Source organism: Methylocystis sp. Sn-Cys (assembly GCF_016745395.1).
GTDB classification, from domain to species: Bacteria; Pseudomonadota; Alphaproteobacteria; order Rhizobiales; family Beijerinckiaceae; genus Methylocystis; species Methylocystis iwaonis.
The window spans coordinates 20,574-40,531 of sequence record NZ_JAERVJ010000004.1 but is presented as its reverse complement, the minus strand read 5'-3'; the positions used below and the strand labels follow the sequence as shown (position 1 = coordinate 40,531).

General features: G+C 63.2%; 17 protein-coding genes. 4 read left to right on the top strand and 13 right to left on the bottom strand.

From position 1 onward, the window contains the following. Nucleotide 1 precedes the first annotated feature (1 nt). From cobS to JJT62_RS09600, 10 genes are all read right to left on the bottom strand, one after another. A complete protein-coding gene (cobS, locus tag JJT62_RS09645) occupies nucleotides 2–775 on the bottom strand; it encodes an adenosylcobinamide-GDP ribazoletransferase (RefSeq protein ID WP_202072517.1) in 774 nt (257 codons plus the stop codon). 55 nt (nucleotides 776–830) lie between these two features. After that, entirely contained in the window at nucleotides 831–1,808 is a 978-nt protein-coding gene (locus tag JJT62_RS09640; RefSeq protein ID WP_202072516.1) for a type II secretion system F family protein, read from the bottom strand. Between the two features lie 41 nt (nucleotides 1,809–1,849). Beyond that, the gene (locus tag JJT62_RS09635) at nucleotides 1,850–2,824 is read right to left on the bottom strand and encodes a type II secretion system F family protein (protein WP_202072515.1); all 975 of its coding nucleotides are present in this window, start codon (nucleotides 2,822–2,824) and stop codon (nucleotides 1,850–1,852) included. 18 nt (nucleotides 2,825–2,842) lie between these two features. Then, the gene (locus JJT62_RS09630) at nucleotides 2,843–4,285 is read right to left on the bottom strand and encodes a CpaF family protein (RefSeq protein ID WP_202072514.1); all 1,443 of its coding nucleotides are present in this window, start codon (nucleotides 4,283–4,285) and stop codon (nucleotides 2,843–2,845) included. Between the two features lie 43 nt (nucleotides 4,286–4,328). After that, entirely contained in the window at nucleotides 4,329–5,579 is a 1,251-nt protein-coding gene (locus JJT62_RS09625) for a P-loop NTPase (RefSeq protein WP_202072513.1), read from the bottom strand. A 2-nt stretch (nucleotides 5,580–5,581) separates the two neighbouring features. Beyond that, a complete protein-coding gene (locus JJT62_RS09620) occupies nucleotides 5,582–6,265 on the bottom strand; it encodes a CpaD family pilus assembly protein (protein WP_246744809.1) in 684 nt (227 codons plus the stop codon). Nucleotides 6,266–6,379: 114 nt separating this feature from the next. Next, entirely contained in the window at nucleotides 6,380–7,861 is a 1,482-nt protein-coding gene (locus tag JJT62_RS09615) for a type II and III secretion system protein family protein (RefSeq protein ID WP_202072511.1), read from the bottom strand. Between the two features lie 53 nt (nucleotides 7,862–7,914). Next, nucleotides 7,915–8,721 (bottom strand): Flp pilus assembly protein CpaB, encoded by an 807-nt coding sequence (gene cpaB / locus JJT62_RS09610; protein WP_202072510.1) that lies wholly within the window; start codon nucleotides 8,719–8,721, stop codon nucleotides 7,915–7,917. Between the two features lie 192 nt (nucleotides 8,722–8,913). Continuing rightward, a complete protein-coding gene (locus JJT62_RS09605) occupies nucleotides 8,914–9,420 on the bottom strand; it encodes a prepilin peptidase (protein WP_202072509.1) in 507 nt (168 codons plus the stop codon). 167 nt (nucleotides 9,421–9,587) lie between these two features. After that, a complete protein-coding gene (locus JJT62_RS09600) occupies nucleotides 9,588–9,752 on the bottom strand; it encodes a Flp family type IVb pilin (RefSeq protein WP_202072508.1) in 165 nt (54 codons plus the stop codon). A gap of 398 nt (nucleotides 9,753–10,150) precedes the next feature. On the opposite strand from JJT62_RS09600, the gene JJT62_RS09595 reads away from it, so the two are divergent. The 4 genes from JJT62_RS09595 (at nucleotide 10,151) to JJT62_RS09580 (ending at nucleotide 14,757) form a co-directional block, all read left to right on the top strand. Further along, complete coding sequence (locus JJT62_RS09595) at nucleotides 10,151–10,630, top strand: pilus assembly protein N-terminal domain-containing protein (protein ID WP_246744808.1); 480 nt, start codon at nucleotides 10,151–10,153, stop codon at nucleotides 10,628–10,630. 70 nt (nucleotides 10,631–10,700) lie between these two features. Next, on the top strand, nucleotides 10,701–11,303 hold the full coding sequence (locus JJT62_RS09590) for a TadE/TadG family type IV pilus assembly protein (protein ID WP_370568514.1): 603 nt from the start codon (nucleotides 10,701–10,703) through the stop codon (nucleotides 11,301–11,303). Next, entirely contained in the window at nucleotides 11,300–12,031 is a 732-nt protein-coding gene (locus JJT62_RS09585; protein ID WP_246744807.1) for a TadE family protein, read from the top strand. Before JJT62_RS09590 ends, JJT62_RS09585 begins: the two co-directional genes overlap by 4 nt. A gap of 473 nt (nucleotides 12,032–12,504) precedes the next feature. Further along, on the top strand, nucleotides 12,505–14,757 hold the full coding sequence (locus JJT62_RS09580) for a TonB-dependent receptor (protein WP_202072831.1): 2,253 nt from the start codon (nucleotides 12,505–12,507) through the stop codon (nucleotides 14,755–14,757). A gap of 332 nt (nucleotides 14,758–15,089) precedes the next feature. On the opposite strand, the gene JJT62_RS09575 is transcribed toward JJT62_RS09580, so the two are convergent. From JJT62_RS09575 to hrpB, 3 genes are all read right to left on the bottom strand, one after another. Next, nucleotides 15,090–16,589 carry a phosphomannomutase/phosphoglucomutase gene (locus tag JJT62_RS09575; RefSeq protein ID WP_202072505.1) on the bottom strand — a complete coding sequence of 500 codons (1,500 nt, stop codon included), beginning with the start codon at nucleotides 16,587–16,589 and terminating at the stop codon, nucleotides 15,090–15,092. Between the two features lie 93 nt (nucleotides 16,590–16,682). Further along, nucleotides 16,683–17,225, bottom strand: a complete 543-nt coding sequence (locus JJT62_RS09570; protein WP_202072504.1) for a TIGR02281 family clan AA aspartic protease — start codon at nucleotides 17,223–17,225, stop codon at nucleotides 16,683–16,685. A gap of 85 nt (nucleotides 17,226–17,310) precedes the next feature. Further along, the gene (gene hrpB, locus JJT62_RS09565; RefSeq protein WP_202072503.1) at nucleotides 17,311–19,923 is read right to left on the bottom strand and encodes an ATP-dependent helicase HrpB; all 2,613 of its coding nucleotides are present in this window, start codon (nucleotides 19,921–19,923) and stop codon (nucleotides 17,311–17,313) included. Nucleotides 19,924–19,958 lie beyond the last annotated feature (35 nt).

Genomic DNA, 19,958 nt, shown 5'->3' with positions numbered 1-19,958 from the left:
TTCAAGCCGCCGAAATAGCGATGAGCAGCGCGATTTCTGCAACCTGTTGCGATGCGCCCAGCACGTCGCCCGTATAGCCGCCAATCTGCCGCCGGGCCAGATTCGACACGCCGAGCGCCCCCGCCATCGCGGCCGTTTGCGCGACGATGGTCTGCGCCAAAGAGGCGCCGCAAAGCCATGGCGCAAGCGCGATCGCGCCGCCGATGATGAGCGCCAGACGCATGGCCGAGGGCGACGGCGTCGGAGCCGACGCGCCGGCGCCGTCGCCGCGTGCGGGCAGAAGCATCATCATCGGAACGAGCCCCACGGCCCGCGAGAGCGCCGACGCCGAGACGATGGCGAGAGCCGCCAGCAGAACGCTTCTCTCGAACGTCGCCGCCACCGCCGCGACGCGCAGCAGCGCCGTGAGGCAGAGCGCGAGCGCGCCATAGGCGCCGAGGCGACTGTCGCGCATGATGGCGAGTTTCTGTTCACGCGTTGCGCCGCCGCCGAAACCATCGGCGAGATCCGCGAGACCGTCCTCATGCAACCCGCCCGTCGCCAGAGTCAGCGCGCCCACTGCACAGGCCGCAACGACGAAGCTCGGCAGATGCAAAAAGCCCCCGATCAAGACGACGCCGGCGCCGATCGCGCCGATGACGCCGCCCGCCAGAGGCGCCGCCCAGCTCACACGCGCGAAATCAGGCATCGCATGGCCGTCGTCTCCCGGCGGAACCGGAAGACGGGAATAGAACCGCAGACAAGCGCGAATATCGCGGGCAAAGGTCGAGACCATGAGGGCTTCATGGACGAGGCGCCGCGCTTTGTCGAGCGCCTCATGTTGTCGAACGTCAACCGGTGGTCTGCATCACCTGAATGGCGGCGGGCGCCAGCACGACAACCATCAGCACCGGCAGAAAGAAGATGATCATCGGCACGGTCAGCTTGGGCGGCAAGGCTGCGGCTTTCTTCTCGGCCTCCATCAGGCGATTGTCGCGGCTTTCCTGCGCCGTGATGCGCAGCGCCTGACCGAGCGGCGTGCCATATTTCTCGGCTTGGATCAGAACGGTCGAGATCTGCTTCACGCCGTCGAGGCCCGTGCGCGCCGCAAGATTGATATAGGCGGTGCGCCGGTCGGGAAGATAGGAAAGCTCGGCCGTCGCCAGCGCGAACTCCTCGGCGAGCGGAAGCGACTGAACGCCGATCTCCTGGCCGACCTTGCGAAATGCATGCTCGATCGACATGCCCGATTCGACGCAGATCAGCATCAAATCGAGAGCGTCCGGAAAGGCCCTTTGCATCGACTGCTGACGGTTGGCGATCGTATTGCTGATGAACACTTCGGGCGCCTTGATGCCGAGATAGGTCGCGGCGATCACGGCGCCGGCCTTGAACAGCATGCCCGTCTCAGGGTCGCTGAAAACAACGACCCAGAGAAGCGCAGCAAGGAAAAATCCGATCGGCGTCACCAATCGGAAGAACAGAAAAGCGATTTCCGCTTGCGGCCCACGGAAGCCCGCCGATGCGAGCTTCATTTTCGCGTCCTCCGTGTTCAGCCATGTCGACAGCGAAAATTTCTCGACGATATTCTTCATATAGGTCTTCGACTCGTGGCGAAGCCCCTTGACCTGCTGCTGGCTTTTTGCGAGCGCGCGTTCACGCTGACGAATTCTCTCGCGCTCGCTGGAAACGCTTTTCATTCGCTTGGCGAGGGAGTCGTCGCTCAACAACGGCATAGCCAGCGTTATGATCGTCGCGATCACGGCAATCGCGGTCAGTGCGCTGACGACGAAATGCGTGTTTGTGATCTTCTCTACTAGCTCGTCCATTTCGTCGGCCTCGCCAACCCCGCCTTTACCGCTCAGTATTTCTATATGTCGAAGTTGATCATCTTACGCATGATGAACACGCCGATCGCCATCCACAAAAGGCATCCGGCGATAATGATCTTGCCGAGCGTCGAGGTGAACAGGATCATCATGTAGGAGGGGGTGGTGAAAAACACTGCGCCGCCGACGAGGAAAGGCAGACTGCCGATGATGCCGGCCGACGCCTTTGCTTCGGAGGACATCGCCTGCACCTTTCCCTTCATCTTTTTGCGGTCACGAAGAACCGCCGAAAGATTGGACAAAGCTTCGGAAAGATTGCCGCCGGATTTCTGCTGAATGTTGATCACGATGGAAAAGAACGAAACCTCGGGCACCGGCACGCGCTCGGCGAAGCGCTCGGACGCTTCGCCGATCGAAAGGCCGATCGCCTGCGATTCGACGATACGTTTGAACTCGCCGCGCACAGGCTCCTGCCCCTCCGCAGCGATCACGCGAAAGCAGTCGCCGACCGGCAAGCCAGCCTTGACGCCGCGGATGATCACTTCGATGGCGCCCGGAAATTCGTCGATGAACTTTGCGATACGACGCTTGCGTAAGAAAGACAGAATCCAATTCGGCAATCCGAACATGCCGACAGCAGCGGCGCCTAACGCCACCAATACGTCGCCGTTGACGACGAAGACGAGAAATCCAATAAACAGCCCGAACCCCACCGAGGCCCCGAGAAAGGCCTCCTTGGACCAGGTCAAACCCGCTTGAGCGATGCTCTGCTCGAGCGTGACCCGCTGCTTTTTGTTCTTTTCCTCGACTTCCTTCAGGCTGTCCGCGATGGCTTTGCGACGCTTCGCCGGATCGCCGCCTCTCGCATTGCTCGACCGTTCGGCGGGACCGGTCATCAGCGCCGCTTGGCGCTTCTGGGCTTTGATGTCGCCGGAGAGATAGGGATAGACGAAGACGTACATCAGCGCCGCAACAGCGAGCACGATCAACGCCACGACAATAATCTGCCGATCCATACCCTGGCCCTCGACCTCTTATTTTTCCAGATCGCCCACATCCGCGGCGTCGAGCGCTGCAGCGAGACGCTCGTCTTCGCCATAGTAGCGCGCACGCTCCCAGAATCTTGGACGGCCGATGCCGGTCGAACGGTGCCGGCCCACGATCTTCCCATTCGCATCCTCGCCGAGGATCTCGTAAACAAAGAGATCCTGCATGGTCACGACATCGCCTTCGAGCCCGAGAACTTCACTAATGTGCGTGATCCGGCGAGAGCCGTCGCGCAGGCGCGCGGCCTGAATGATTACGTCGATCGACGACACGATCATGTCGCGGATGGTTTTCCCCGGCAGCGCGAAACCGCCCATGGTGATCATCGACTCGAGGCGGCCGAGCGCTTCGCGCGGCGAGTTGGCGTGGAGCGTCCCCATCGAGCCGTCGTGGCCAGTGTTCATCGCCTGCAACAGATCGAAAGCCTCCGGTCCGCGCACCTCGCCCACGATGATGCGTTCCGGACGCATACGCAGGCAGTTCTTGACCAAATCGCGCATCGTCACCGCGCCCTGCCCTTCGAGGTTCGGCGGTCGCGTTTCAAGACGCACGACATGCGGTTGTTGGAGTTGCAGCTCCGCTGCGTCCTCACAGGTAATGACCCGCTCGTCGACGTCGATGTAATTTGTAAGACAGTTCAGCAGAGTCGTTTTACCCGAGCCGGTGCCGCCAGAGATGAGCACGTTGCAGCGAACGCGGCCGATAATCTTGAGCACCTCGCCGCCCTCTGGCGAAATCGCGCCAAAGCGCATTAGCTGGTCGAGGGTCAGCTTGTCCTTCTTGAACTTACGAATGGTGAGCGCTGGACCGTCGATCGCTAGCGGCGGCGCAATCACATTGACGCGCGAGCCGTCGAGCAGACGCGCGTCACAGATCGGCGACGCCTCGTCGACGCGACGGCCGACCTGGGACACGATGCGCTGACAGATGTTCATCAGTTGCGCATTGTCCCGGAAGCGAATGTTCGTAAGCTGAATCTTGCCGCCGACTTCGATATAGGTCTTGAACGCGCCATTGACCATGATGTCCGCAATGTCGTCGCGCGCGAGCAAAGGCTCGAGCGGGCCATATCCGAGAACGTCGTTACAGATATCGTCGAGCAGCTCCTCCTGCTCGGCGATCGACATCACGACATTTTTGATGGCGACGATTTCGTTGACGATGTCGCGAATTTCTTCGCGGGCGTTCTCGGGGTCGAGCTTCGAGAGCTGCGCGAGGTCGATCGCCTCGATCAGCGCGCCGAAGATGACGCTCTTCGTCAGATAATATTCTTCGGACTTCTTTTGCTCGGGCGCTGGCGCCGGCGCCGGGACCGCTGGCTCGTAACTCGGCGCCACAGGCAAAGGCAGTTGCGGCTTGACCATGGTCGCTGCAGCCGGTCCCCGGGGCCGATGCGCCATATCGCCGACACTCGTACGCTTTCCGAACATTGCCGATTATCCCTGGCCGATGCGGTAGATGCTGCGACGGTCTTCAGCTCGCCTTCTTACGCACGAAATGATCGAGGAGCGGCGAAAGCAGAGTCTTCTTGGCGCGCCGCACCACGACGCGCCCCATCAATTGCCGCGCGATGTCGTCGAGCGCTTCGACGATCTTGGAGCCCGCCTCCACCTCCGCGAGCATCTGGCCGTTATTCGCCGCGGTCCCGAACAGCTTCGGCTCGAATGGCACGACTCCGACGGGCTCGACCTCGATTGCTTTTGCAAACTCCGGAATGGCAATTTCCGGGCGGCGCGGCACGCCGACCATGTTGAGCACGAGCCGAGGCGCCGGATCATTGACGCGCTGGGCGCGAAGCGCATCCATCAGCGTCTTCGCGTTTCGCAAATTGGCAAGATCGGGGGAAGCGACCAGAACCACCTCGTCGGCCGCGACCAGGACGCGCTTTGTCCAGGCAGACCATTGATGGGGGACATCCAAAATGGAGCACGGCGTCGTGGAGCGTAGAATGTCGAGCGTTGCGTCGAAAGCCTGCTCCTGAAGATCGTAAAGCCGCTCCACCGTCGCCGGCGCGGCAAGAATGCTGAGGGTGTCGCTGCATTTCGACAGAAGGCGATCGACGAAAGCCGTGTCCAATCGCTCGGGCGAGAAGACTGCGTCCGCGACGCCCTGCGGCGGGTCCTGGTTGAAATCAAGACCCGCTGTGCCGAATGGCAGATCGAGATCGACGATCACCGTCTGGCACTCGAGCTGGCGCGAGATCGACCAGGCAAGGTTGTGGCAGATCGTCGAAGCGCCGACGCCGCCCTTGGCGCCGACCACCGCGATCAATTTGCCGATCACCTCGGCGTGCGGACCATTATAGAGGTGAGACACCTGCCCGATGAATGTGAGAACGTCGAGCGGCGCGACGACATAATCGCTGACGCCGCGCGCCGTCAGCTCGCGATAGAGCGCGATGTCGTTTTCATGGCCGATGACCATGACCTTGGTCCCCGAGTCGCAAAACTCGGCCAGACTATCGAGCTGCTCCATCAGCACCGTCCGATCCGCATAGGTCTCGAGGACGATGAGATTAGGCGTCGGCGCGGTACGGTAGGCTTCCACGGCCGCGGCAATCCCGCCCATGTGAACCTTCACATGCGCCTTGCTCATGCGCCGGTCTGTGGCCGCGTTTTCGATCACCTGCGCGACGTCCTGAGACTCGCAGAATCCCTGCACCGAAATCCGTGGAACCGGCGCGATCTGAACCGCAGCGTCGCGTTCGCCGTGTTTGTCGGACATGATTAGCTTCCCCCGACCTGGCTGATGTCGCTCGCCTTGAGCCGCCACATCGTGCTCGGTTCTTCGCCGCGACGCATTTTGTTGATATTGCGCATGCGCAGCTCGATGTCGGACGGCGTTTCGCCGCGCGGATTTGCAAGATCACGCGGATCGGCGACTTGCGCGGACAGCGTCGCCTGCGAGGCGCAGCCAAAATTCCAATAGGTCTGATTCTCCCAGCCGTCGACGGACGAGCCGGAGGCAAGGTCCCTCGGCCATTCGCCGCAGCGACCGGCCACTTTCGCCTTCAAGGATTGGAAAGACAGACGAATGGGCGCGGCGAGCTTGGGATCGGTCACCGGATACGTGCCGCCGATGATGTTTCCGCCAATTCCCGCATAGGCAAGCGCACGGCGCACGGCATTCGCCTCCGCGGCGCTCGCCGCAGCAGCCGGGCTTCCAACCGGGGTCAACATGGTGATCTGGCCGTGGCCAAATTCCCTGTAACGCGCCACAAACTCGTTGATGCGTCCCTGCGTGTCGTTGTCGATGTGGCCGCGAAAAGACGACGGGAACACATCGAGCACCTGCGGCGCGTCGCTCAGCACGACCGGGTGGCGATCATGATAGTCGTGAGGCGTCGCGGGCGGCGGCAGAGTTCTCTGGACGCCGCAGGCTCCGAGCGGCGCCAGGAGAGCTGCGGCCAAAACTCCGGCGAGACGTCGCGTTCGGGGCCTGGTTTTCTTCGCGAAGACGCCGAGCGGCTCCGCTATCTGCATTTGCGTGGGCATATTTCTCATCCTTCGCGGCCGTCGCGCGCGTCAGTCGTGAATGAATCCGATACGACCTTTGAAGTTCTGCATCATTTGCGGATTGCTGCGGGTCGAATAAATGCGGTTCACGCGCCCCAGCAACCAGGCCTGCGGGTCCGAAGCGTCCGCGAAGCCGTCATCAGGCCGCGAAATCTCCTGTTGCGTGAGCGCTCGCGCCGCATAGGGCGTGACGATGATGAGCAGCTCCGACTCGTTGCGCTGATAGTCCCGCGATCTGAACAAGGAGCCGAGAATCGGCAGATTGAGCAGACCCGGAACGCCGTTGATCGCTTGCTGGGTCGTATGCGTGAGCAATCCCGCCGTGGCGATCGAGCCCCCCGAGGGAAGTTCGACCGTCGTTTCGTTCTTGCGGCTCTTGAAGCCAGGAACGGTCACATTGGCGTAAGTGTAGGAATTCTGCTTGTCGACCTCGGTGACTTCGGTCGACAGGCGCAAGGAGATGCGGCCCTCGGATAGAACGACCGGAATGAAGTTCAACGAGACGCCATATGGCTTGAACACGATGCCTGGGTTCACGCAGAAGCCGCTCGACGTCGTGCCGCAGGAACCTGGCACGGGGATTTCGCCGCCGACAAGCATCTTTGCCTGCTCGCCCGAAATGGCCGTGACCGTTGGTTCGGCGAGCACGCGCGAAACGCCGTACCGCTCGAACGCCTTCAGCGTCGCGGCCGTGTTGTTGGGACCGTTGATCGTGAGCGCAGTGGCGCTCAATCCCCCGTTCACGGCGAAGGGATTTTCCTGGACGAATTTGCCCCAGCCGCCGTTCAACAACAGATCGCCGCCAGACTGCGGAGAGAAACCGAGCTGCTTGATGATGTTTCGGTCGACTTCCGCGACCGTGACCTTCAGCATCACCTGTTCTTCGCCGCGAATCGTCATCGCGTTGACGACATATCCGTCGGCGCCCGCGGCGCCGCCCGGCGCGCTGGTCGAAGCTGCGCCCCCCGCGCCCGCAGAATTCATGACTCGCGAGGCGAAGCCCTTGGCGATGTCCACGGCGCGCTGAGCCTCGCCAGCGGAGCTGACATTGCCGGTGAGGATAATGACGTCATTGACCGTGCGGGCGATGATGTTCGATTTCGGCAGCGCAGCTCTCAGAAGCGGCATCAATTCGCCGACGTCGCGGCCGACGCTGATTTCGAGATTGGCGACCTGCCGCCCATTCGCGTCGAGTCCGATAACAGTTGTCTGACCGTTCTCGCCGCCGATCAAATAAAGCTTGCGCGGCGTGCGAACGACAGCGTCGGCGACCTTCGGATTGCCGATGATCACTTCGGAGACGTCGCGCGGCAAATCGACGATCATGGATTTGCCGACGCCCATCATGATGCGTCGAGCAAGCGTCGCGCTGGCGTCCGCTTCGATTCCGCCGGGGATCGGCCCCTGCGCCTTGGCCGGCGCGGTCACCGCGGCGGCGATCGCAAGCGCCGCCACGGCCGCGCCGATCAGATTATGGGTCAAACGGCTCATGGGCGGCCTTCGAAAAAACGGGGGAAACAGGGTCGCGGATCGCATCGAGGCGCTCACTTCGTTCGAAGATTTGCGGGTACGCCATGTTTGACGACGGTCAGCGTGTCTTCGCCGGAACCGTCATTGGGCGCCTCGGCGGAGGCGTCCTTTGCGATCGCGTCGGTGATGGGTCGCAGGGAAAGGACGAGCTGTCCGGTGCGCTGGGCGAGAACGATGAGCTCGGCTTGACGGGGATCGAGCTCGAGAGTGGCGGTCGAACCGGTCACAACGGGCTCCGCGCCTTTTTTCTCGATCGTCTGCCCCATCGCGAGGACGCGCACATTCGAAAGAACGACCTCGGAGCCATAGACCTCGTGCCCGAGATCTTTCGTGGCCTCCGCATCGCGGTACGTGCGAATGACGTCGACGCGATCGTTGGGAAGGATGAATCCGCCCGCCGTGTTGTTGAGCGTCACATCGATGGCGACAGCGCGTTTGCCCGGCGACACCATGGTCGACATCAGGCCGGCGGTAACGCCCTTGACCAAGCGTTCCTTACGCACTGGCTCATTCGCGGAAATCGGGATGCGCACGTAAGAGGACTTCACGTCCTCTTTGGCGTTCGGCGCCGTGCTCTTCGTCAGCGCCCCCGGCGGAAGGGCTGCGGACGGCCAATCGACCCAATTCGTGTCGGCGTCGGCGATCTCCGTGCCGTAAGGAAGATCACGGGCGGCGACGAGCACCTGATCGACATTGACCGGCGGCTGAGGCGCTGCGACCTCCACGGGCGAGGGCGGCGGACTGGATGTGTTCATCATCAAGAACGCAGCGCCGCCAGCGGCGACCGCAACGCCCAGAACTGCCATTTGTGCTTTATTCATCGTGCCCGAATCCAAGGCCCGCCACACGGCGGTCGATCGAAATTCAAGCGCAGAAAAGTCAAATTAGGGTTAATTAGTTCTTACAAGTAATGTATTTTCATAAGGTGCAGCCGCGCCCGCCAACGATCTGCCCTACCTTCGGCAGATTGTGAAGTTGCTTTTCATTATCGTTCCCGCGCGGGTAGCGGTCGGTCAGAGCCCGCCGAGGCGGCTCCAGAGGCCCGTCTGCGGATAGATGAGCAGACCGGCGATCGCCAACGCAATTCCATAAGGCACGCCGTTCGTCTTCTCGGCGAGACGCGCGATGAATTTTACGGAGAGCAAGCGGCTGGGCAACTCGTTCCAACGCATCATCATGATCACGAGGGTGAGCGCGCCGCCAGCGATGGACGCGACCAGGCCGTAATCGAGCAGATTCTCCCAACCGAGCCAAAGCGCTGTCGCAGAGGCGAGCTTGGCGTCGCCGCCGCCGACCCAGCCGCGTTGGAAAAGCACGAAAGTCAGCGCAAGAACGGCGAGCCCGCAGGAGACATGCGTTACAATGACGTTCCAGGAAAGCGGGATATAGGCCGCGAGCGCGAAATAGACGACGATGAGAATGAGCGAGACGCGGTTGGGTATCGTCATGGTGAAAAGATCGGAGAAGGCCGCAAAAACCATGGCGGCCGGGAAGACGATGAGCGCGGCTGACTCGATCATTTAAGATGCTGCCTGGAAAAGCATGGGAGGGCGCATAAAGGCGCTTGTTGGCTAATTAAATTGAAACGATTAACCCGCCGTTAAGCAGGCGCGCTGAAATATCCGCTTGGAAACGAGGACGGCCCCATCGAGGGGCCGTCTCCAGGCTTCCATAAGAAGGAGGTCGGTCAGCCCAGGTTGCCGGCGACCTTTGAAAAAGTTGACGAGAGCTTGGTGCCAAGAGTTGTTACGGCCCCAATAATGACGACGCCGATGAGCGCCGCAATCAGGCCGTATTCGATCGCGGTGGCGCCGGATTCGTCTCTCACGAAACGCGCGAAGATCTGGTTCATGTTCCTGCTCCGAATTGAGTTCACGATCCGTCGAGCCGCTCCGTTGTCTTGGCTCAAGCGAATGTCCGCAAACTAACGCCCAAACCTTTCAAGTTCGTTGACCGTTTTCGCAGCGTAGCTTGATGTTTTTATTCGCGTCATCCGCCGCGAAGGCGGCCGATCCATTCGCTCGTATGTTCGAGAAAATTCTACCTTTTCCCGTTGCCGCTCCTCTGGCCCATCCTCTCTGAACCCCGAATCATACGCCAGAGATTCGAGACATTTTTAGCGATCCCTTCACCATTGGCTGCTTTAGTCGGTCAGCGGAGCAGCCACGCTTTTTTCGTCCACCCGAAACGCTCGGCAAGCCTCCAGCCCGCGGGAACTCGCCGCATCAGGCGCGCTGCATGGTGAACCGAATGAAGCTGTCTCTGCCTCTTTTCCGCGAGGCCTTGCTTGTAATTGCCAGCGTCGCTGGATTTCACGCGGCGGCGGCTTCGGCCGCGCCCGCCGACGACCGCGCAATCCGCGTGGATATCGACTATGCGCGTATCGTGAAGATTCCGCAGGGCGCGCAGACGCTCGTGATCGGCAATCCGCTCGTCGCCGACGTGACGATGCTCAAGAACAGCCAGCTCATGGTCATCACGGGGAAGAGCTTCGGGTCGACGAATTTGATCGTTCTGGATCGAAGCGGCGCGCAGGTTGGCGAGTCGATCGTCACCGTCGTCCCTTCAGAAAGCAAGGTCGTCGTTCAGCGCGGCCTTCATCGCGAATCGCTTTCCTGCAATCCCAAATGCGCGAAGGCCGTCGATCTCGCGGACGACGTGCAATATATGAACACGACCATCGACGCTGCCAAGGCCTACGACACGGCCGCCTCATCGGCGCGACGCTAGCTCCCGGGGTCTCCGGCCAGCTTGTTTCGCGACAGTAAGAATACAGCTCGAATCGAACATGGCGGCTCGCGTGACGAACAGACTGCGACGATTCGTAAAGCAACTGACGCCAAAACGCTTCCTCGCGGATCGCAACGGCGTGACCGCCGTCGAATTTGCGATGATCAGCGTGCCCTTCATCGGGCTCATCGGCGCCATCTTCGAAACCGGCACGGTATATTTTCGCTCGGCTCAACTGCAGATGGCGACGGAAATGGCAAGCCGCGCTGTGCTGACCCACAGCACCGAGGCCAATCTGACCTATCAGCAATTCGTCGATCAATATCTGTGCACCTGGCAGGCCAGCGGTGTGGTCAAGGCGGGCACTTTATCGACCATGTTCGACTGCTCGCAACTTTTGGTCGACATCAGCAGCCCCTCGGATTGGACGTCGGCGAGCACTGGCAACTCCTTTACGGCGGCCCCTCGCGCGACCAAGATCGCCATGCCGGCGGCTGGTAAAATTGCGATCGTCCGTGTCGCCTATCCGACTTCCGTGATCATGGGCTTCCTGGGCGGCAGCACGCTCGCGGGCGGCAGCGGCTTCTCGCAAGTCCGCAGTGGGCAGACCCAGAATAACGGCGCCTGGGGCTATATGATCATGGGCATTGCCGCCTTTCGTGTGGAGCCATGAGAACGACGATGCGCTTTGTCGGACACAGCGGCCGGCCGTATCTCGACGACAGAGGCATGGCGGCCGTCGAATTTGCGTTGATCTTGCCTCTGATGCTCGTGATTTATATGGGGCTCGTCGAATTGTCGCGCGGCATGCGGACGTCGCAAAGGCTCGACCTCGTCGCGCACACGCTCGCCGATCTGACGGCGCAAAAGATCGACTGCCCCAATCCTCCGGCGGGCGCCTCCTCTACCAAATGCGCAACCGGGCAAGCGGGTTTGAGCGAAGCGGAGATCACGTCGATCTTTTCAGCGGCGAATGTGCTGATGGGGCTTCCAACCGCAGACACGTCGATGAAAATGACGATTTCGGAGGTGAATATCACTTCTGTGACGGCAACTTCGTGGCAGGCGAAAACAAGCTGGTCGGTCACCCGCAACGGCGCATCGGCGCGCCCCTGCCAAGTTCTCACGCCCTCGGATGCGACGCCGGTGTCGGTCACGACGATCCCCACGAGCTATGTCAACATCACGAATGGCGTCAATCCGCCCACGGGCCCGATGATCATCGCCGACGTCGTCTACAACTACACGCCGGGCTTCCATTTCGAAATGTTCAAATGGAGTTCGTCGCCGACCTGGAGCATGCAGCGGACGAGCTATGCCCCGGTCCGCAACACATATTCGCCTCCCCATATTCAATATTACATGACCTCTGGAACGAATTGTAACGGCTCTACGCCGTAATCATCGAGCGTTCGAGTAACTCAAGCAAATCGTTGCTGCGACAGGCGTTAACCCGGCGGCGACGACTTCTAAAATATGCCTCACCTTACCGGGCTCCCGCATAAACTGGGGGCAGACGCCGCAGCGCCTGTCTGATCGTTCGGGACCGTTTCCGTTTGAATAGCTCGCATTGGCGCTTGTCATTCCCGACGGGTCAAAGGCCCGATCAGGGATCCTGAGCCACAAAAGCGCAGGTTTTGCTCTGGATTCCCGATCACTCGCTGCGCGAGCGTCGGGGAACCAATCCAGCGGATCTCGTATCATTCTCCTCCAACGCCTCTGCTGCGGCCCATGTGTGGCTGTAGCGCAACAGCGGTCGGAAAGTTCGTTCGGCCGCGACATCCCTCATTGATCCAACCGAAGACTGTAATGTTATAACATATGCGCAAATCCGGCGGGAGGCTTCGGTGAGATCAAAGGGCTTGGGCGAATTGATGGGCGCTTCCGCGCTGGTTGTCGGCATTTGCGCAATGTCGGCGCCAGCCGCCGCGCAACAGACACTCCCGACGATCGAGGTCGGCGCCACAAGCCCCATCAAGCGCCGTCCGAGCGCGCCGGTGGCGCAAGCCCGCGCTCCAAGCGCCCCGCCTATCCGGCGGAACGCGCCCACGCCGGACGAATCCGCCTCGGCTGCGGCCGCGCAGACGAGTCCGCGCGGCGTATTGGCAATCGCGCCGGATCAATTCGCCGCCGTCACGGTCGTCACGAATGAGGAACTGCGGTCCACCACCGGGACAACTCTGGGCGACGTCGTCTTTTCCCGTCCAGGCCTCACGAGCTCGAGCTTTGCGCCCGGCGCGGCCAGCCGGCCGATCGTGCGCGGCCTCGACAACTACCGCGTGCGCATACAAGAGAACGGCGTCGGCGCGAGCGGCGTCTCGGAAATGGGCGAGGATCACGCCGTGCCGCTCGACCCGATCGGCGCGAGCCAGATGGAGGTCGTGCGTGGACCCGCCACGCTCCGCTGGGGCTCGCAGGCGATCGGCGGCGTGGTGAACGTCGCCAACAACCGCATTCCCGAAGCGCCGCCCTGCGCGCTCGACGCCGCATTCCGCGAAACCGGCTGCGCGCGGGTCGAGACGCGCGGCGCTGTCGCGACTGTCGACAATCTGCTCGAAAACGCGACGCTGCTCGACGCGGGGCGCGGCAATGTTGTCGTGCATGCCGACGCGCATGGCCGTCGCGCGAGCGACTATCGTATTCCCGGCTACCCCTATCTCGACGTCGATCCCTTCGCCGCGGAGCCGCCGCCCTATTTTGTCGGCCGCCAGCCCAATTCGTCGAACCGCTCCGGCGGCGCCTCGCTCGGCGCGAGCTATCTGATCCCCACCGGCGGCTTCGTCGGCTTCGCGGTGACGCAATACAACAGTCGCTACCGCGTTCCGGGCGTCGAGCCGACGGCGACCGACACCCGCATCGAGATGCGTCAGACCCGGGTCACCGGTAAGGGCGAGCTCCACATCGGCTCGGCCTATGTCGACGCCATACGCTTCTGGGCGGGGCTCACCGACTACAAGCACCACGAACGCGCCGACGAGGGTGGTTTCAACGGCGTGCAGCAGTCCTTCACCAACAAGGATCTCGAGGTGCGGGTCGAGATGCAGTTCATGCCGATCGCGCTTCCGTTCGGCGTGCTGACGAGCGCCGCCGGCGTGCAGGGCAATCATCAATTCCTCACCGCCCCGGGGCTGGAAGGCGGGCTCTACGATCCGAACCGGACCCAAGCCGTTGCGGGCTATCTCTTCAACGAACTCAAACTGACGGACGCTCTCAAGGCGCAGCTTGCCGGGCGGATCGAGAATGTGCAGGTGACAGGCTCCTTGCCCGATCTCTTCCTCGATCCGACAACGCCAATCGGCCGCTACAGGAACTTCACGCCGATCAGCGGCGCGTTCGGCCTGCTCCACGATCTGCCATATGGACTCGTCGCCAGCCTCTCCGCGCAATATGTCGAGCGCGCGCCGCGCGCGCCGGAGCTGCTCTCGCGCGGCATCCACGAAGCCACCGGCACCTTCGATGTCGGCAACCCGAATTTGCGGATCGAGAAAGCAAAGACGCTCGAGCTGGGCCTACGTCGTGCGGAGGGTCCGCTGCGCTTCGAGGCTGCGCTTTACATCACGCGCTTCGACGGCTTCATCTTCCGCAATCTCACCGGCCCGGTCTGTCAGAGGGATTTCGCAAGTTGCGCCATCGGTGGCGCGGGCGATCTGGCGCTTGCGCTTTATTCGCAACGCAACGCCGTCTTCCGTGGCGCGGAGTTCCAGAGCCAGCTCGACGTCGCGCCGCTGATGGGCGGAACGATCGGCGTCGAAAACCAGTTCGACGTCGTGCGCGCGAGCTTTACGAGCGGCGGCAATGTGCCCCGCATCCCACCGGTCCGGCTCGGCGGCGGTCTCTACTGGCGCGACGCCAACTGGCTCGCGCGCGCCAATCTGCTCCATGCCTTCGCCCAGAATGATGTTGCGCAGACCGGCGAAACGCCGACCAAGGGCTACAATCTGCTGCGCGCCGAGCTGAGCTACCGCATGAAATTTGCGCCGAGCAATCCCTGGGGAAGGGAGATGACCCTTGGCCTCGTCGGCAACAATCTTCTGAACGACGACATCCGTAACAGCGTCTCTTTCCGAAAGGATGAGGTGCTGCTGCCCGGCGCCAATCTGCGCGCCTTTGCGACTATCGTGTTCTGACCATCCTCGCGGCGCGTGTCATTCCCCGGCGGGCTGAAAGCCCGACCGGGAATTCAGAGCCCCGCCCGTCATTGCGAGCGAAGCGAAGCAATCCAGGGCGGCGATGCGGCTCTGGATTGCTTCGTTCGGCTCCGCCTCCTCGCAATGACGGCGGTGATTTCCTACGTGTCCAAACTGCGCTAGCGATCGGGAATTCAGAGCCACAAAAGCGCCGGTTTACTCAGCGCCCGTCATTGCGAGCAAGCGAAGCAATCCAGGGCGGCGATGCGCCCCTGGATTGCTTCGTCGGCTCCGCCTCCTCGCAATAACGGCGGTGATTTCCTATGCGTTCATCAGATCGTCTGATTATAGGCGCCGACTTCAGGATTTTCGCGCAGGATCGCGTCCACCGCGCCGAACATCTCGCGCAGGCGCGCTTCTGACACCGGGCTCTCGACGACGACGACCAGCTCGGGCTTGTTCGACGAGGCGCGCACCAGCCCCCAAGTGCCGTCAGCGACGGTCACGCGCACGCCATTGACCGTCACGACGTCGCGGATCGGCTGACCGATGAGTGTTTCGCCGCGCGTTTTCATGCCCTCGATGCGCGCGATCACCTTCTTCACGACCTCATATTTCTTTTCGTCGTCGCAATGCGGCGACATGGTCGGCGAGCCCCAGGTCTTCGGCAGATCATTGTAGAGATCGGCCATGCTCTTCTGGGGATTGCGATCGAGCATTTCCAGAACATGCACCGCCGTCAGCAGGCCGTCGTCATAGCCGCGCCCGATCGGCGCGTTGAAGAAGAAGTGACCCGACTTCTCGAAACCGGCGAGCGCGTTGAGATCGTTCACGCGGCGCTTGATATAAGAGTGGCCGGTCTTCCAATAATCCGTATGAACGCCGCGGGAGACCAGCTCGGGGTCGGTTGCGAAGAGACCCGTCGACTTCACGTCCACAACGAATTTCGCGCCCGGATAGACCTTGGAGAGATCGCGCGCGAGCATCACGCCGATCTTATCGGCGAAAATCTCCTCGCCATTGTTGTCGACGACGCCGCAGCGGTCGCCGTCGCCGTCGAAGCCCAGCCCGACGTCGGCGCCCGTCTCGCGCACCTTATGCGCGATGGCGTGCAGCATCTCCAGATCTTCGGGATTGGGATTGTAACGCGGGAAATTATAGTCGGGCTCGACGTCGAGCGGGATCACCTCGCAGCCGAGACGCTCGAGCATCTGCGGCGCGAAGGCGCCGGCCGTGCCGTTTCCGCAAGCCGCGACGACCTTCATCTTGCGCCCAAAGGCCGGGCGGCGGGTCAGATCGTCGAGATAGCGCGCGCCGAAATTCTCGATGAAGTGATACGCGCCGCCGCCGGCCTGGCGGTATTTGCCAGACAGCACGATCTCTTTCAGGCGGCTCATCTCATCGGGCCCGAAAGTCACGGGCCGCTGCGCGCCCATCTTCACGCCGGTCCAGCCATTGTCGTTATGCGACGCCGTAACCATGGCGACGGCGGGGGCGTCGAGCTCGAATTGCGCGAAATAGGCCATGGGCGACAAGGCGAGGCCGATGTCGCGCACGCGCACGCCCGAGGCCATGAGGCCGGCGACCAGAGCGAGCTTGATGGAGGAAGAATAGGCGCGATAATCATGGCCGGTGACAATGTCCGGCGCGACGCCCATTTCGTGGACCAGCGTGCCCAGACCCATGCCGAGCGCCTGCACGCCCATCAGATTGAGTTCCGGCCCAAAGAGCCAACGCGCGTCATATTCGCGAAAGCCGGTCGGCTTCACGAGCGGCTTTTGTTCATATTCGAAAGTATTGGGAGTCAATATTGAAACGGGCTTGGGCAGCATGGGCGGTCCTTGCGAGCTAAACGACGGGCTCCCTTTACACCGTCCCGGCGCGCCGGCCAAATTTGCCTCATCCGCTAAACCACGCAAGCTATCCTATTGTTTCAGCACGAGGGCTCCCGATTCCACCGAGAAGCGCGACAGCTTCGAGAGGAAAGCCATGCCCAACAGGCTCCCCGACAGCGCGCCGCGCTCGCCGACCACCGCCTCCACATTGTGAACGACGATATTGCCGATCCGCACGTCGTTGAGGGTCGCGCGCGCGACATGGGCGACGCCATTCGCGGTGTTGACCTGATACTTGTAATCCGCCGGCGCCGGAAAGAGACCGGCGGCCGAGGCGTCCTCATAGGAGAGCGCCACGAGCGTCGCGCCCGTATCGACCAGCATGCCCGAGATACGGGCGCCGTTGATTTCGGCGTCGGTCGAGAATTGTCCCCTCTGATCGGCGGGAATGCGCATCTCCCCCATGCGCGCAGGAAGCGCCGCGCGCACGGGCGCTGCCGGCTGCGCGACGGGGCGAAGCTGCGCGCTCTGCGGCGCGGCGTCGGGATGCGGCGCAAGGCGCATAAGCGCTTTCGCGGCGATCACGCTGACGACCACGGCCATCACCGCAAATGAGATTTGCTTTCCGAGCATGACGCTTCCTGGCATGCGAGCCCTGCGTGATCCTCGCGGGAAAAGTTTGCGGGGGTCTTAAGCCCTACTCGGAAAAGCGGTTAACTCACCCTCGCGGCTTCGCTCGCGTGGTCGGCAAGGCTTTGGCCGGCTCGTCCGGCCAGAGGTGGCGCGGATAACGGCCCTTCATCTCTTTTTTGACGTCGTTCCAGGAGCCCGACCAGAAGCTCGGCAGGTCGCGGGTGGTCTGGATCGGCCGATGCGCCGGCGAGAGCAGCTCCAACGTCAGCGGAACCCGGCCGCGCGCCAGCGCCGGATGCTGCGAAAGGCCATAAAGCTCCTGCACCCGCACGGAGAGCAGCGGCCCGTTGGGCGCGGCGTAATCGAGCGCATGGCGGGAACCGGCCGGCGTTTCGAAATGCGTGGGCGCCTCCGCGTCGAGGCGGCGCATGAGATCATAGGGCAAGAGATGCGCGAGCGCCGCGTCGAGATCGCCCGGCGCGATGTCGCCGAGCTTGGTGCGGCCGACGATGTAAGGCGCAAGCCACGCATCGACGCTTTCGGCCAGCGCTGCGTCGGAGAGATCGGGCCACTCCTCGCCCTCCGCCCGGCGCAGAAAAGCCACGCGGTCGCGAAGCTGCGTCTGGCCCTTAGTCCAGGGCAGAAGCGAGACGCCGAGCGCGGCGATCCCCCGCGCCAGCGCCCGCGCGCCCTCCTCATCGGCTTCGACGGAGAGGTTCTGCTCGCTCAGGCGGATCGCGCCGAGGCGGCGGAAGCGACGGCGCCGCAGGCTGGCGGTCGCGGGATCGAAAACCGTTTCGTCGCGCGCCTCGATGCGCATGCCGGCGATGCTCTCCACTTCCTCCGCATCGAGGGCGCAAGCCGCCAGAATACGCGCCTGCGCCGCGCGGCCGGTCAGCTCCGCGACGGCGAGAAAGGGGGCGCGCGACAGCGGGTCCTCCACGGGCAGGCTCGCGGCGCGGCCATTGGCCATGAGGAAGTCGCCATTGGCCCCGCGCGATTTGGCGATGCGGTCGGGATAAGCGAGCGCGATGAGGGCGCCGTCGGAGAGCCCCCTCCCCAGCCCTCCCCCGCTGCGCGGGAGAGGGAGCAGAGCGCGGCCTTCATCCGGAGCGCTGATCGCGAGCGCCCCCTCTCCCGCTTTAGCGGGGGAGGGTTGGGGAGGGGGCAACGCAGCCTTCGCCATCCTCGCCCAATTCGCCGCCAGCCTCCTCGCATCCTTCGCCCGCTTCGACCCATCCGACTGCAGCCGGTCCAGCCGATGCGACAGATCCGCGTCATTCCCCCCCAATCCGCGCTCGGACACCAACATCGCGAGCTCCGCCGCTCGCGCCGCTTCCCCACAGCGCGCGGCCTCCAGCACCATGCGGGCGAGACGAGGTGGCAGGGGAAGGGCGCGCAACGCCCTGCCCTCTTCGGTAAGCCGCCCGTCGCCATCAAGCGCCCCGAGTTCCTGGTCCAGCGCCACGGCCTCCTTCCAGGCCGGCGCCGGCGGCGGATCGAGCCAGGCGAGCTGGCCGGGATCGGCGACGCCCCAGGCGGCGAGATCGAGCGCGAGGCTCGACAGATCAGCCGCCAATATCTCCGGCGCCGCGAAAGCGGGGAGCGACGCCGTCTGCGGCTCGTCCCAAAGCCGGTAACAAACGCCCGGCTCCGTGCGCCCGGCGCGACCGCGCCGCTGGTCGACGCTGGCGCGCGCGGCGCGCACCGTCTCGAGGCGCGAGAGGCCCAAATCCGGCTCATAAAGCTGCACGCGCGACAGGCCGCTATCGACGACGACGCGCACGCCTTCGATGGTCAGCGACGTCTCGGCGATGGAAGTCGCGAGCACCACCTTGCGGCGCCCCTGTGGCGCGGGCGAAATAGCGCGGTCCTGCTCGCCGCGATCGAGCGCGCCATAGAGCGGCGCAATATCGACGCCCTCCAACCGCGCCTCTGCAAGGCGGGAGGCGGTCCGCATGATCTCGCCCTGCCCCGGCAAAAAGGCCAGGACCGAGCCCTTCTCCTCCCGCAGGGCGCGCAGCACGGCGCGGGCGACGGCGCCCTCGATGCGCTCATTCGGGTCGCGGCCAAGATAGCGGGTCTCGACGTCGAAGGCGCGGCCCTCGGAGACGAGCGTCGGCGCGTCGCCCATCAAGGCCGAGACGCGCGCGCCGTCGAGCGTCGCCGACATGGCGATGAGTCTCAGATCGTCGCGCAGCCCCGATTGGGCGTCGAGCGCAAGAGCGAGGCCAAGATCGGCGTCGAGCGAACGCTCGTGATATTCGTCGAAGAGCACGCCCGCGACGCCATCGAGCGCCGGATCGTCGAGGATCATGCGCGCGAAGACGCCCTCGGTGACGACCTCGATCCGGGTCCTGGCCGAGACCCTGGACTCGAGCCGCATGCGCAGACCCACCGTCTCGCCGATCTGCTCGCCAAGCGTCGCGGCCATGCGGCTAGCGGCGGCGCGGGCGGCGAGTCGGCGCGGCTCCAGCAAGATGAGCTTGCCGCCTTTCGCCCATGGCGCGTCGAGCAACGCGAGCGGTACGCGCGTCGTCTTGCCGGCGCCGGGCGGCGCGACGATCACGAGATTGGGAGAGGCCGAGAGCGCCGCCCGAATGTCGGGCAGCACGGCGTCGATGGGGAGAGCGTCCTGTGGGCGTGTCAACTTTGGCTCGAACCAAGGCAATCTGGCGAATGCTGGGCGCGAGCGCATCCCTCCCCTTTACGGGGAGGGTGGCCCCGCGCAAG

What these genes read in the sequence shown, in the direction of transcription:
- cobS (WP_202072517.1), bottom strand. Translation starts at nt 775, where the DNA reads ATGGTCTCGACCTTTGCCCGCGATATTCGCGCTTGTCTGCGGTTCTAT.
- JJT62_RS09640 (WP_202072516.1), bottom strand. Translation starts at nt 1,808, where the DNA reads ATGGACGAGCTAGTAGAGAAGATCACAAACACGCATTTCGTCGTCAGC.
- JJT62_RS09635 (WP_202072515.1), bottom strand. Translation starts at nt 2,824, where the DNA reads ATGGATCGGCAGATTATTGTCGTGGCGTTGATCGTGCTCGCTGTTGCG.
- JJT62_RS09630 (WP_202072514.1), bottom strand. Translation starts at nt 4,285, where the DNA reads ATGTTCGGAAAGCGTACGAGTGTCGGCGATATGGCGCATCGGCCCCGG.
- JJT62_RS09625 (WP_202072513.1), bottom strand. Translation starts at nt 5,579, where the DNA reads ATGTCCGACAAACACGGCGAACGCGACGCTGCGGTTCAGATCGCGCCG.
- JJT62_RS09615 (WP_202072511.1), bottom strand. Translation starts at nt 7,861, where the DNA reads ATGAGCCGTTTGACCCATAATCTGATCGGCGCGGCCGTGGCGGCGCTT.
- cpaB (WP_202072510.1), bottom strand. Translation starts at nt 8,721, where the DNA reads ATGAATAAAGCACAAATGGCAGTTCTGGGCGTTGCGGTCGCCGCTGGC.
- JJT62_RS09605 (WP_202072509.1), bottom strand. Translation starts at nt 9,420, where the DNA reads ATGATCGAGTCAGCCGCGCTCATCGTCTTCCCGGCCGCCATGGTTTTT.
- JJT62_RS09600 (WP_202072508.1), bottom strand. Translation starts at nt 9,752, where the DNA reads ATGAACCAGATCTTCGCGCGTTTCGTGAGAGACGAATCCGGCGCCACC.
- JJT62_RS09595 (WP_246744808.1), top strand. Translation starts at nt 10,151, where the DNA reads ATGAAGCTGTCTCTGCCTCTTTTCCGCGAGGCCTTGCTTGTAATTGCC.
- JJT62_RS09585 (WP_246744807.1), top strand. Translation starts at nt 11,300, where the DNA reads ATGAGAACGACGATGCGCTTTGTCGGACACAGCGGCCGGCCGTATCTC.
- JJT62_RS09580 (WP_202072831.1), top strand. Translation starts at nt 12,505, where the DNA reads ATGGGCGCTTCCGCGCTGGTTGTCGGCATTTGCGCAATGTCGGCGCCA.
- JJT62_RS09575 (WP_202072505.1), bottom strand. Translation starts at nt 16,589, where the DNA reads ATGCTGCCCAAGCCCGTTTCAATATTGACTCCCAATACTTTCGAATAT.
- JJT62_RS09570 (WP_202072504.1), bottom strand. Translation starts at nt 17,225, where the DNA reads ATGCTCGGAAAGCAAATCTCATTTGCGGTGATGGCCGTGGTCGTCAGC.
- hrpB (WP_202072503.1), bottom strand. Translation starts at nt 19,923, where the DNA reads ATGCGCTCGCGCCCAGCATTCGCCAGATTGCCTTGGTTCGAGCCAAAG.